Here is a 12,486-nt window from a genome sequence, read left to right as displayed (position 1 = left end):
TTCATGTCCGGCGCGCCGGATACGGGAAGTCGACCTTGAATTCGAAGACGATGTCGCCGTGACAGCGGCATCGGGAAATGGCGCGATCAGATTGCGGGCTCGGACAGATGCCATCCGCTGCCGCGATATCCTCAGCCCATGCCTGTTCGGAATGTTTCTGCGCACGACCAAAGAACATCGTGTCCTTCACTTGTTGGGCCCGAACCGGAATTGCCTAAGTCAGAGGCAACTTGCGCATCCCTCGGGCAGCAATGAACCGTAAAGCGTATAACTGGCGTCTTGAATAACCGTATTTCGTAGATTGATCCAAGTCAATGACCCAATTTCGCTGAATTGCGCTATCTTTTTGCCGTCCATAAAATTGGGCACGACAGCCAATTGCGCAAGAATTGGGAAAATTTGTACGCGTCTTCGCGCGACGCCGTCTCTCGCGATATTGCGCAATCTCCGGACACGGAGGGATCTAAGCGTGATCTGACAAACCGAGAATCGCGCCGCGCCTCTCGCCGCGCTAGCGCTGAGAGCGGCCGTAATCGCCCTTACCGAACGGCATCACGAATATGCGCGTCACCACAACAAAGATGACTCCGGCGACAAGCGCAGCGGGAAGCGAAGCCGTCGTATACTCATACGGCCAACGGCTCGCATACGTCACCGGATTCAAAAGATAGAGATACGTCGAAAAGCCTGACGCCATGGCAAGCAGCGCCGCCGGATTGAAGCCGCCCCAAAACTCATACGGACTGCCCGGACCATCCTGATAGACGCCTCGCACGTTGAGGGTATTCCGGCGCAAAACAAACGTGTCCGCGATTTGAATGGCGCAGAGAGGCGCAAAAAAGACGCCAATAAATGCCAGGAACGTTCCGAAACTTGAGAAAAATTCTTCCGGAATAAGCACGCCAACGGCCGCAACCGGAACGATCGACAGCAGAATGAGCGTTCGCCACGGTGCCCCACCAAGCGCCGGCACGCGACGCAGACCGATGGCCGTCGAGTAGACGCCTGCAAGAGACGGCCCGAGATTGGCGGCCATCACGAAAAACAAAGCGATAATCCCGTAAAGCGGGCCGCCAAGCGAGACGAGCCAAGCCGTCGGATCGGGAACCTGCAAAACCAGCATGGCTGCAAGACCGACGATGCTCAGCAGCGGCAGCGCCAGCCCCATGGCGAGCATCGACGGCAACACCGAACTCGACGGCGTCGGCGCCTCGCGGACGATCGTTCCGAAATACGACCAAAAGCCAAGCAGCGATACGATACTGATCTCGACGCCTGTGACGTAGTTCCACGACAGGTTGCTCGAAGCCATCGTTGGCTTTGCGACGACAAGAGCTTCCGCCTGTCCCGAAAGCAGCTGATAGAGCATCCAAAGGCCGATGCCGACGACGAAGACGCAGAGCAAATTCGCCGCCGCTTCGAGACCCTTGAGCCCACGAAGAAGCACGATGTAGACGACGCAGCACGTCACGGCCGAGACGACCCTCACGGTCGGGAGCGCGTGATCGGGTTGCGCCAATCCGAGCGTGATCGCGACCTGCGCAACAGCCTTTCCGAAGAACACCAGCAAAAGCGCATTCCAACCGATGATCGACGCGTATTGCAGAAAGACGGTGATGAGCCAGCCCCGATTGCCGAACTGAGGCTTCGACGCGGCAATGGAATCGATACCGTACTTTGTGGACGTCGGCACGACGGCCAGCATCAAGATAAGCATTCCGATCATCGAGCCGGCAATGAGCGCCGACACGCCCATTTTAAAATCCAGATAGAAGGCAACGTACTGACCGATGAGGTAAGACCAGTTTCCGCAGGCCGTAACGAGAAGAACGACGGTGAGCTGCCGAGTGCTCCAGCTCTTATCCCCCGCCGTCAGAGGCCAACCGGATTCAGCGACGCTATTATCACCCGAACTCATTTTCATCCCCTTGGCGAAGGCCCGCCCCGACGCCTCATTGGACCGGCGGTGGAATTGGGAAAGCCCTTGTCCCACGTCTCCGATCTTCCATTGAGCGACACAAGTAAACTGGACGGGCCACGACAAAACAAGAGGCCGCCCCACATCGCCATTTCACCCGTATGCGACAGGGACCGTGGCGGCTCGAACGCAAATCTTCGGCTATGGATTACAACGCCGCTCCCTTCACACCTTCTCGGCGACGGCCGCCGCTTCATCGCGGATCGGAGTGAGCCGTTTATAATAAAGTTCGCTGTAGATAGAGATTTCGAGCCTGCCGACGCCCGGAAGCGACCGGACATTCTGATCGATCACCTCAAGAAGCTCCCGGTCCGTCTGGCAAACGAACTCTGTCAGGATGTCGAAGCGGCCGGCGCAAATGACGACATAGGTTGTATTCGCGAGCCGGGACAAAGCATCAGCAACGTCCGTCGCGCGATGCCCGGGAGCGACGTTGATCGCGACCCAAGCCATCGAGCGAAATTCGAGACTCATCGGATTTATCAGCGCGATGACGCTGACGGTGCCCGTATCCGTCAGCTGCTTGAAGCGCAGACGGACTTGCCCTTCGGAGATATTGAGTTCGTCCGCCACCTGCAAAAACGGTTTGCGCCCATCTTCGCTCAATGAGCGGATGATGCACACGTCGATCGGATCGATCTCGCGCGGCCGAACGCCCGTTACGCTCTCGACCTTGTTTTTGGCCGCCGCAAAATGAGCGAGCTGATAGTGGAAGCTGAGATAAGGCATCGCCTCGATCGATTGGATACCATCGATCTTGCCGACATCGTTCTCGATCGTCGACTGAAGCTCGGCGCGGTCCTTGCAAAGCACCTCCGCGAACAGCGAGTAGCGTGACGTCGATACGACAACATAATCGATGGCCGGAATTTTCTGCAGTTCCTGCGCAATCTCGGTCGCCGGCCGGTTGGGCCGCGTCGCGATCCCCAGCAGCGCCGAAGCCCCATAACCAAGAACCGACGGATCCGTGACGGCGGTTATCAGCATGACGTGCTCATCGATGAGATCGAGCACACGGCTGCGTGCCGTCTTCTCCGTGACGCCGATCTCACGCGCGATATGTGAGAAGGGCATGCGCCCATCGGCCTGCAGCAACGAGACGATGCGCCGATCGATATCGTCGAGCGATGCGACGAGTCGAAGATAGTCGGGCGTCGTCATGGTCCCCTTCATTCATTCCTCCGGCGCGCACCGGCCTCGGTGCCGTCATCTTGAGCCAAAACATATCGCGGCAACAGATCAAGCCAAGAATGTGCGTTTCGCAGCATTGACTCGCGTATCGCTACGAATTACAGTACTTCAAATGTTATTTTTCACGAATTACGGCTTTATAGGTGAACTTACGTGAAGGTAGGCATTCTACAGGAAGGCGAAGTTATGCAGGGCGTGAGCTACGCCCAGCGATATCAGGAGATGATCGCAGAGGTCGCTCTCGCCGACAAACTCGGTTTTTCGACTTGGGGAACGTCGGAGCAGCATTTCAGCCCGCCCCGATTTACCGTGTCTGCGCCCGAAGTGCTCTACGCCGCAATCTCCCAGCACACGAAGCGCATCAAGCTGCGCGTCATGTGTTCGGTGCTTCTGAAGTGGAATCATCCGATCCTCGTTGCCGAACGCCTCGCGACGCTTGATATCGTTTCAAATGGCCGCGCGGAGATCGGAACGGCGCGCTCCAACAATCTCACGACATTGGAGGCGTTCGGCGTGAAGCCGGGCGAAACCGCCGAACAATGGACCGACTCGATGCAGGTCTTAGCGAAGATCTTCGCGAGCGACAGGCTTGAGCATGACGGGCCGGTCTGGAAGATCCCAGAGCGGACCATCGTCCCTTCCTTCGACAAGGCGACGCACCCGCCAGTCTCCGTCGCTGCTTCAAGCATTAAAACGCACACGTCCGCGGGCGAATCCCAGATCGGCGTGATGTGCTTCGAGAACTACTTCGGCTTCAACTACCTGCAAGAATGTATCGATGCCTATCACAGGGCCTATTCGGCCGGCACGCATCAAATGCCGAGACCGAACGATTACATGGGTCTTTACGTGGCGACCTCGTTCTGCGCCCCGACGCGAGAAGAAGCCGCTCGTGTCGCCCGCGATGTCGCCCTCGGCTATTTCCAGTTCATTCTGGATCTTTATGTGCCGCTCTCCAAGAAGGGCTCCTACGAGTACCTCGAACAGATTCAGCTCCTCGAAGCCAATGCCGGTAATCTCGATTTCCTCATGACCGAAACGCCGTCCGTGCTGATCGGCTCGCCGGCGGATTTCATCGAGCGGCTCCGCAAGCTCGAAGCCATGGGCGTCGACGAGGTCTTGCTGCGCATCGACGGCGTGCCGCACGAAGAGATCATGAAATCCATCCGGTTGATCGGAACGGAAGTCATTCCCGTTGTCGATCGCGATTATCAGGTCGCGGCGGAATGACGGACAGTATCCCGGAACCCGCCGATCTTGTTATCGTCAGCAGCCGCGTCATCACCATGGAGCGCGACACCGATCCCGAGATCGTCGCCGTCGCGATTCGCGGCAAGCGTATCCTCCGGTTGCTTCGACGAGACGAGATCGCCACGGTCGTCAACGACAACACGCGCATCGTTGACGTCGGTGATCGGCCGGTGATGCCGGGGTTCGTCGATCCTCACGCCCACATTGAAGTTGCCTGCCGCTCATCTTTCGGCGTCGTCGATTGCCGGGCGCCGGGCTGTCAGACCATCGAAGACGTCGTCGCGGCACTCTCGGCCAAGGCCGTTGCAACACCGGCAGGCGAATGGGTCGTCGGCCAAGCCAACCTCTTCTTCGACCGCAAGCTCAAGGAAAAGCGCTTTCCGACCCGTCGAGAGTTGGACCGCGTAAGCACGTCGCATCCCGTCGCTCTACGGGCCGGGGGGCATCTGACGATCCTGAACTCGAAAGCCCTCGCGGTTTGCCTGATCGACCGCAATTACGCGCCGCCGCCCTATTCCATCACCGGGCTTCCGACCGTCGAGCGCGACGCCTCGGGCGAACCCACCGGCATCGTCAAGGAAATGGATAACCTTCTGCCGTTCTCCGCGATGAACCGCGACGAGCTTGCCGCCGCGCTGATCACCGGCATCCCGAAGCTTTTCACCCAATACGGCGTGACGACCATCGGCGAAATCTCCGAGACCGTCGACGGTCTCCAGATCATGAATGACTTGGCCGCGAGCAATGAGCTGCCCATCTCGGTGCGGCCCTATATCTGGGCGCCGGGAACGCTGTCGCTTGAAGCCGCGTGCAACTGGAAGAAAAGCATATCCGTCACGGCGCCCGACGATCTCTTCCGCATTCAAGGCGTGAAGCTCTTTGCCGACGGCGGGTTCTCAGCCAAAAGCGCGGCCGTCAAATCGCCCTATCTGACATGCGGGTGCAAAGGCGGCCATACCTTCCGGGGCGATGTCGCCCTTGAGAAAAATTACGCCCGCCGTGCGATCGAACTGACGCAAAATGCTGGTCTGCAGCTTGCTGTTCACGCCAACGGTGATCGCGCGCAGGAGTGGGTTTGCGATACGCTCCTCGAATTGGGCGGCGCGCCGACCGGCCGCATTCGCACCCGCATCGAGCACGCCGGCAATCTGATGCCATCCGAAGTGACCGCCGACAAATGGGCGGCCGCCGGCATCATTCCCGTTCCCCAGCCCGTGTTTCTCTATACGTTCGGCGAGTACTTCCCCGACTATCTCGGCGACTACGGCAAGCTCGGCCGCTTCTCATTCTCGACCCTCATCAAGCAGGGTTGGAAGTTGTCCGGAAGCTCGGATGTCTGGGTCGGCTCCGAAACCGGCGCCACGAACCCCTTCTTCGGTGTCTGGTGCTGCCTCAAGCGGCAAGCCTATTCCGGCGCGATCCTGGACGCCGACGAAGCCATCTCGCTCGATCAAGCGTTACGTTTCCATACGGTCGACGCGGCTTCCGTGCTCGGCGAAGACGATGTCCGCGGCAGCCTTGCGCCCGGCAAATTCGCCGACGTCATCATCCTGGATCGTGACCCGCACGCTGTTCCCGTCGACGACCTGCTGAAAATCAACGTCGATCGCGTCTTCAAGAACGGCGCGGAAGTCTGGACCCGAAACCATCATCAAGAGCAGGACTCGCATGGCTCAGCCCATTGAAGCTCTGGCCGAGGCGCTCAGCCGGTCCGTCGAGCCGAGCGAATTCCGCTCGGCCATGGGCGACATGCCCGGCGCGGTGACCATCATCACGTCATGGACACCCAACGGCATGCCATCCGGCGCAACACTTTCCGCTGTCGTCTCCCTGTCTCTCGACCCACCGCTCATGTTGGCATGTTTCGATCATGCCTCGAACACGCTGGGCGCGATCGAATCCCAAGGCAAATTTCTTGTTCACGTTCTCGCGCACGGCCAACAGCATGTCGCGATGGAATTCTCGGGAAAGTCCGCCGAAAAATTCAAGGATATCGAATGGGAGATCGGAGCCCTCGGGCTTCCGCAAATCGACGGTTGCGTCATCGTCGTGGCATGTGAACTGCATGATGTCATCGAGGCCGGCGACCACAAGATCGTCATTGGCCGCGTAATCGAGATCGAACGCAAAAGCACCCTCAATCCGATCGTCTACGCGCGCCGCAAGATGCTGCCGTTCGACCGAGAGGGAGCACGCTGATGATCCGGCTGACTGTCATCTATGGCCCTCCGGCCGACGCGGCGGCTTTCGACACTCACTATGCAAATGTCCATTCCAAGCTTGTCGACAAGATGCCCCATCTCCGGCTCTTCGCTTACAGCCATGGACCTGTGATCAGCAGCGATGCCGCGAAGCCCGTGCATCTCGTTGCTTACTTAGATTACGACAGTCAGGCGGATTTGAACGCTTCGCTGGATTCCGAAGAAGGCAAGGCCGCGGTTGCGGACGTCGCGAACTTCGCCAGTGGCGGAGTGACAATCCCGACGACCGAAATTTGATCCTGTCACCCGCAAGGGTGCACGTAGTGAAAGGACGGTTGCAATGACAGGTTTCGATCCCGAACTCGAAAGACGCATTCGGACCTTCGAAGCGTCATCAGACGACAATGTCGGGTTCACGCGTTGGGATTGGATCCTGCTCGTCGCCCTCGGAATCGTATTTCCAATCTCGCTCCTGCTTTGGGGATGGCCGTGGTGACACGGCGCAAGCTCAGCCGAGTGGGCCACACTCCGAAAACCAGCTTCCGATTTCCTGTAGTCAACCAGCCGAGGTGAAACCGCACATGTTCATACCGCAGATCGACGAGTGGCAGTCCGCGTCTGAAAAAACCGCCGAATTTCTGTCAGGACAGCACAAACTTGTAATCGGCGGAACAGAGCGTCCCAGCGCATCGGGAGAGATGTTTCAAACTTTCGATCCCGCAATCGGCAAGGTTTTGGCGTCCGTTCCCCACGCCGGAAAGTCCGATGTTGATGCCGCCGTGGCCTCCGCGCAATCGGCCCTCCTCGTCTGGCAGAAAATGGCGCCCAGCGACCGCGCGCAACTCCTGATGCGCTTTGCCGACTTGATCGAACGCGACGCGCCCTGGATTTCGGAAGTCGAGAGCCTCGATTCCGGTAAGCCCAAAGCCCACATCGCAGCCGTCGATATTCCCTTGGCCGTCGGCGCTCTTCGCTACAATGCGGGCTGGTGCACGAAGCTCGCAGGCGAGACGATCCCCGTCACCGCGCCGGACATGCTCGTCTATACGAAGCGCGAGCCGGTCGGCGTCGTCGCGGCAATCGTGCCGTGGAACTTCCCGCTCTGCCAAGCCTGCTTCAAGATCGCCCCGGCGCTCGCTGCGGGCTGCACCGTAATTTTAAAACCCGCCGAACAGACGCCGCTCTCCGCCCTCATTCTCGGACGTCTCGCGCTTGAGGCCGGCATTCCGCCCGGCGTTCTCAACGTCGTGACGGGCGAAGGCGCGACGACCGGTCAGGCCCTGGTCGAGCATCCGGGCATCGCCAAAATCTCCTTCACCGGATCGGAAGAAGTCGGCAAGCACATTGCGCGCACCGCATCGAGCACGCTCAAGCATGTCTCGCTGGAACTCGGGGGTAAAAATCCCAACATCATCTTTTCCGATTGCGACGATGTCGATGCCGCCGCCGCGACGGCAGCGGGCGCCATCTTCTTTTATACCGGCCAAGTATGCTCTGCCGGGTCCCGCCTCATGGTCGACGCCAAAGTGTTCGACCGTGTCGTCGATCGCGTCGTTTCCGAAGCGAAGAAGCTGAAGATGGGACACGGCCTCAGCGCCGAAACAACGCTCGGGCCGCTGATCTCCGAAGATCAACTCACGCGCGTCAACGGCTTCGTCGAAGAATCGCAACAAAACGGCATTGAAGTCGTCGCTGGCGGTCAACGCGGCGCGGGAAATCTCGCCTCGGGCTCTTTCTACGAACCGACCGTGCTCACCGGCGCCAAGGATGACGACCGCGTCGTTAAAGACGAGGTCTTCGGCCCTGTCCTGACGATTCAAAAGTTCGACACCGTGGAAGACTTGATGCCTCGCGCGAACGCGACCAACTTCGGCCTCGCCGCCGGAATCTGGACACGCGATATCGCCAAGGCCCATGCAGCAGCGGCGGCGATCCAAGCGGGCACGGTGTGGATCAACACCTATAACCAGTTCGACGCCGCCGTCGGCTGGGGCGGTTTCAAACAGTCGGGCTACGGCAAGGACAATGGCCGCGAAGGGATCGACAAATACCTCCAGACCAAGACCGTATGGGTCAACTACGCTGGCTGACGGCAACCAATTGATCGGTAGCTCTGGCCTCCAAGGACCTGCCATCAGAGAAAGAGGCGCCGCAAGGCATCTCTTTTTCGATTGACGAGCGGGATGTCCGCGAGGCGATCTTACTTAAAAAGCCGCATCGCCTCGTTGGCGAGCACGCCGCCCACAATATCGATGGGCGCAAACGGAGCCTTCTCCGCGACATCCTCCGCCGAGAGCGCGATCTGATCGAGCTTGGTCGAGAGCTGCTTTACGGATGCCGCGTAAACGAGCCGCCCGATCCCGCACCAGATAATGGCGCCCATGCACATGCAGCACGGCTCTCCTGAGGTGTAGAGCGTCGTGCCCTTGAGCGCCTCCGGCCCGTGCGCCGCCAGAAACGCCCGAATGGCCACCATCTCCCCGTGCGCCGTTGGGTCATGGTCGACGCCGGTTCGGTTATGCCCCCGCGCCAGCACATCGCCGTTCTTGACGATAACGGCGCCGAACGGAAAAGCCGCCTCGGCGGCTTCCTCGATTGCGAGCTTCATGAAAGCCTCATCCTCGGGAAGCACCGGAGCCAAACGCGCCCCGGCATCACCCGATAATGCAACCGTCGACGCAACGAGCGTCATTCCGCCTCTGAGAAGTGTCCGCCGATGCATAGGCCCCCGCTCCAGCTTGCCTCTGAAGCTGGAATATCCATCATTCCGCCCGCAACCGCTACCCGCCGGACATATGGAAGCGCGATCTCAAAATAGCTTTGGCTTCAGCGGCCGTTCCCGGTATGCCCCAAGCTCAAGATCCGATAGCGCGCAACGCACTTCCTTGGTCAACGATGCTGGCAAATCTCCAAATCAATTCACAACGACTATGGGACAGCCTGATCGATACCGCCAAGTTCGGCGGCACCGAAAAAGGCGGCATCAAGCGCCTTGCTCTTTCCGACGAGGACAAGCAGGTCCGCGACTGGTTCAAGGCCCAGTGCGAGGCCTTGGGCTGCACGGTGGCCGCTGACGAAGTCGGCAACATGTTCGCCACCCGCCCCGGCCGGGACAACACCCTTCCTCCAATCGCGATGGGCTCGCACCTCGATACCCAGCCAACCGGCGGCAAGTTCGACGGCGTGCTCGGCGTTCTCGCAGCGCTGGAAGTCATGCGCACGCTTCACGAGCAGGACTACGAGACGAATGCCCCGATCGAAATCGTCAACTGGACGAATGAGGAAGGCTCTCGCTTCCCGCCGGCCATGCTCGCTTCCGGCGTCTTCGCTGGCGTCTTTCCGCCGCAATATGCTTACGAACGCGCCGACAGAGAGGGCATTACGTTTCTACAAGAGCTTGAGCGCATCGGCTATCGCGGACCCATCCGCGCCGGGGATCATAAGCTCTCGGCCATGTTCGAGCTTCACATCGAGCAAGGACCCATCCTCGAAGACGAAAAGAAAATGATCGGCGTCGTCACCGGCGTCCAAGGCATGCGCTGGTACGAAATCACGATCAAAGGCCAAGACGCCCATACCGGCGCGACGCCGATGCATCTGCGCAAGAACGCGCTCGTCGGTGCCGCGCGCATTATCGATGCCGTCGATGCCATCGGCCTGAGGCATCAGCCCGGTGTCGCGACGGTCGGCTTGATCGAGAACAAACCCAACAGCCGCAACGTCGTCCCTGGCGAAGTCTTCTTGACCGTCGATCTGCGGCATCCAGACGAAAACGCCCTGGACGAAATGGAAACGGAACTGCGCTCGGCCCTGGCACAGACAATTCCCGCACTCACGCTGACCTACGACGAAAAGAAAATTTGGTCGTCTTCCGCCGTTAAATTTGCCCCCGAACTTATCGAATGCGTCCGCGCCGCCACGACGAAATCGGGCTTTGACTCGCGAGATATGGTGTCAGGCGCCGGCCACGACGCCGCCTATGTCGCGCGCGTCGCGCCGACAACGATGATTTTCGTACCGTGCGAAGGCGGCCTCAGCCACAACGAAGCGGAATCGACCAGCCACGAAGAATGCGCGGCGGGCGCGCAGGTCCTGCTCGATGCCGTCCTCGCCTACGATCAAACGCTCCGCGGCGACGCACCGCGATAACGAGGACGTCTCTCGTCCTATTTACTGCCAGCTGGATGGTTGCTCAGATACTCAACGATGGCCGCAACGTCCTGATCGCGCACCGGCGCCTTGTAGACGTTGATCATCTTCTTGACGATCCCGTCCCAGGTCGCCTTCGGAAGCGGCGGTTGCACGAGTATCATTCCCGCCGAATGGCAGGTCAGGCAGTTGTCATTGACGACATCCGCCCCAGCGCCGGTAAACTGCCGGTCGCCAGTCGGTAGATCGATGCTTGTCGACTTCAAGATTAAGGCATCTTTCGCCTCGGCTGCTCCGGCCAAGAACATCACCGCACATAAAATTCCCAAAGTTCCAGCGATGCATTGCATTGGCAGCCTCCTAAGCGGCGACGAGATCGACGGTCTCGATGACATTGCGCATGAAGCCCGACGGATTCCAGTTCGGGATATCGGGCTGCGCGTCGCCGTTCGTATTCGTGCAACGAACAGCGACACTCACTCGGCTGCCCGCATTGGGCGGCGCGATCTTCGCGCTCCATCGCCGGAATCCATATTTGCCTTCATCGGGGCCGAGTTCAGTCGCCTGCCAGTTGGCGCCGCCGTCGACCGACATATCGACCTTCGCCACGCCGCAGTCTCCTCCGAACGCAATGCCGCGAACCTCGTTCGGCGCCGACGCCTTGATACTCGCTCCGGAGCTGAGGTTTGTGACGAACGAACGCGGCACCATGCGATTGATAGGAACCATCTTCACACCGGTTTCGCCGGGAATGATATTCGCGCGCGGGGTATCCGGAATGAGATACGCCTTCTTGGTCCAGAAGTTATCGTCAGGCACGTTCAGAACTTCGATGTCCGCCAGCATTTTCATCCAATAGGTCGCGTACCATCCGGGCACGATAAGTCTGAGCGGAAATCCATTGAGAAACGGCAGCGCTTCTCCATTCATGGCGTAAGCGACCATGACCTCGCCGTCGCGCGCATGATCGATGGTAAGCGACTTCTTGAAGTGGGGACCGCCCTCGATCACCGGTTCCTCAAGGCCGCTGAAGCGCACTTGCGTGCTTCCGGCCTTCACGCCGGCGCTGTCGAGCAGATCCTTGAGGCGAAAGCCCGCCCACATCGCGTTTCCCATCGCCCCGTTCGCCCACTGTGCGCCCGGCACGCGTGGCGAAAAAAAGCCGCGTGAATTTCCTGAACACTGATTGACGGCGGCAAGCTCGACGCGCGGCAACGTGCGGATAAGGTCCGGTAGCGCGAGCGACATTTCATGATCGACGTTCCCGTGCACTTTGAGACGGAACGTATTGACGTCAACATTGTCTGGGATGCCCGCCCAATGCCATCGCACGTAGAACTGATCGTTCGTCGTAAAGACGCCCCTGTCGAAGGTTTCCCAAGGCGTTTCCAGAAGCGGTGGCCGCGTCCGCTGTAAGATCATCGAACCCTTCTGAGGAAAGGACGTCGTCATCTCACGCTCACCAAACCCGCCCGGGAATGGAAAGTCGATGCCATGGGCCCACGCGGGAGCCGACATCAAGGCCGCGCCGCCGAGAGCAGCACGCCCCAGGAACGCCCTGCGCGTCAGTGTGCGCGCCTCGAATGAAAATGGGTTCATCGCCAATCTCCGAAAAATCCGATGGGGAAAATCGCGATGTCATCAAGGCGGAGAACCATCGCATCCGTCCAACAGATCTCTTTGATCGTTTCGATCGCTTTCACTGTTCGAACGGGC

Annotated in this window: 13 protein-coding genes; 7 read left to right on the top strand and 6 right to left on the bottom strand. The window is 59.5% G+C overall.

Features of this window, described 5'->3' with window-relative positions; translation table 11 throughout:
* Position 1: 1 nt before the first annotated feature.
* The 3 genes from WC811_RS13810 to WC811_RS13800 all read right to left on the bottom strand — a co-directional run bounded on the left by WC811_RS13810 (position 2) and on the right by WC811_RS13800 (position 3,151).
* A complete protein-coding gene (locus WC811_RS13810; protein ID WP_372645514.1) occupies positions 2–178 on the bottom strand; it encodes a hypothetical protein in 177 nt (58 codons plus the stop codon).
* Positions 179–511: 333 nt separating this feature from the next.
* Positions 512–1,918, bottom strand: a complete 1,407-nt coding sequence (locus WC811_RS13805; protein ID WP_372645512.1) for a cytosine permease — start codon at positions 1,916–1,918, stop codon at positions 512–514.
* Between the two features lie 225 nt (positions 1,919–2,143).
* On the bottom strand, positions 2,144–3,151 hold the full coding sequence (locus tag WC811_RS13800) for an Lrp/AsnC family transcriptional regulator (RefSeq protein ID WP_372645510.1): 1,008 nt from the start codon (positions 3,149–3,151) through the stop codon (positions 2,144–2,146).
* Between the two features lie 171 nt (positions 3,152–3,322).
* Here WC811_RS13800 and WC811_RS13795 point away from each other — a divergent pair, with 171 nt between their 5' ends.
* From WC811_RS13795 to WC811_RS13770, 6 genes are all read left to right on the top strand, one after another.
* Positions 3,323–4,399: an LLM class flavin-dependent oxidoreductase gene (locus WC811_RS13795; RefSeq protein ID WP_372645508.1), complete on the top strand. Its 1,077-nt coding sequence runs from the start codon at positions 3,323–3,325 to the stop codon at positions 4,397–4,399.
* Complete coding sequence (locus WC811_RS13790) at positions 4,396–6,105, top strand: amidohydrolase (RefSeq protein ID WP_372645506.1); 1,710 nt, start codon at positions 4,396–4,398, stop codon at positions 6,103–6,105. Before WC811_RS13795 ends, WC811_RS13790 begins: the two co-directional genes overlap by 4 nt.
* A complete protein-coding gene (locus WC811_RS13785) occupies positions 6,089–6,619 on the top strand; it encodes a flavin reductase family protein (RefSeq protein WP_372645504.1) in 531 nt (176 codons plus the stop codon). The genes WC811_RS13790 and WC811_RS13785 overlap by 17 nt, the downstream gene beginning before the upstream one ends.
* Complete coding sequence (locus tag WC811_RS13780; protein WP_372645500.1) at positions 6,619–6,918, top strand: EthD family reductase; 300 nt, start codon at positions 6,619–6,621, stop codon at positions 6,916–6,918. The genes WC811_RS13785 and WC811_RS13780 overlap by 1 nt, the downstream gene beginning before the upstream one ends.
* Before the next feature lie 43 nt (positions 6,919–6,961).
* A complete protein-coding gene (locus tag WC811_RS13775; RefSeq protein ID WP_372645498.1) occupies positions 6,962–7,117 on the top strand; it encodes a hypothetical protein in 156 nt (51 codons plus the stop codon).
* An 85-nt stretch (positions 7,118–7,202) separates the two neighbouring features.
* Complete coding sequence (locus tag WC811_RS13770) at positions 7,203–8,711, top strand: aldehyde dehydrogenase (RefSeq protein ID WP_372645496.1); 1,509 nt, start codon at positions 7,203–7,205, stop codon at positions 8,709–8,711.
* A gap of 110 nt (positions 8,712–8,821) precedes the next feature.
* Here WC811_RS13770 and WC811_RS13765 read toward each other — a convergent pair whose 3' ends face one another.
* Positions 8,822–9,313 (bottom strand): nucleoside deaminase, encoded by a 492-nt coding sequence (locus WC811_RS13765; RefSeq protein ID WP_372645494.1) that lies wholly within the window; start codon positions 9,311–9,313, stop codon positions 8,822–8,824.
* A gap of 152 nt (positions 9,314–9,465) precedes the next feature.
* Here WC811_RS13765 and WC811_RS13760 point away from each other — a divergent pair, with 152 nt between their 5' ends.
* Positions 9,466–10,770 (top strand): Zn-dependent hydrolase, encoded by a 1,305-nt coding sequence (locus tag WC811_RS13760; RefSeq protein ID WP_372645492.1) that lies wholly within the window; start codon positions 9,466–9,468, stop codon positions 10,768–10,770.
* A gap of 17 nt (positions 10,771–10,787) precedes the next feature.
* Here WC811_RS13760 and WC811_RS13755 read toward each other — a convergent pair whose 3' ends face one another.
* Positions 10,788–11,120, bottom strand: coding sequence for a cytochrome c (locus WC811_RS13755; RefSeq protein ID WP_372645490.1), 333 nt, complete (start codon positions 11,118–11,120; stop codon positions 10,788–10,790).
* 10 nt (positions 11,121–11,130) lie between these two features.
* A complete protein-coding gene (locus tag WC811_RS13750) occupies positions 11,131–12,369 on the bottom strand; it encodes a molybdopterin-dependent oxidoreductase (protein WP_372645487.1) in 1,239 nt (412 codons plus the stop codon).
* Positions 12,370–12,486: the final 117 nt, after the last annotated feature.

Source organism: Hyphomicrobium sp., assembly GCF_041659645.1.
GTDB lineage: Bacteria > Pseudomonadota > Alphaproteobacteria > Rhizobiales > Hyphomicrobiaceae > Hyphomicrobium_B.
Note: the sequence above shows the minus strand (reverse complement) of the source record. Positions and strands in the feature narration are given on the sequence as shown.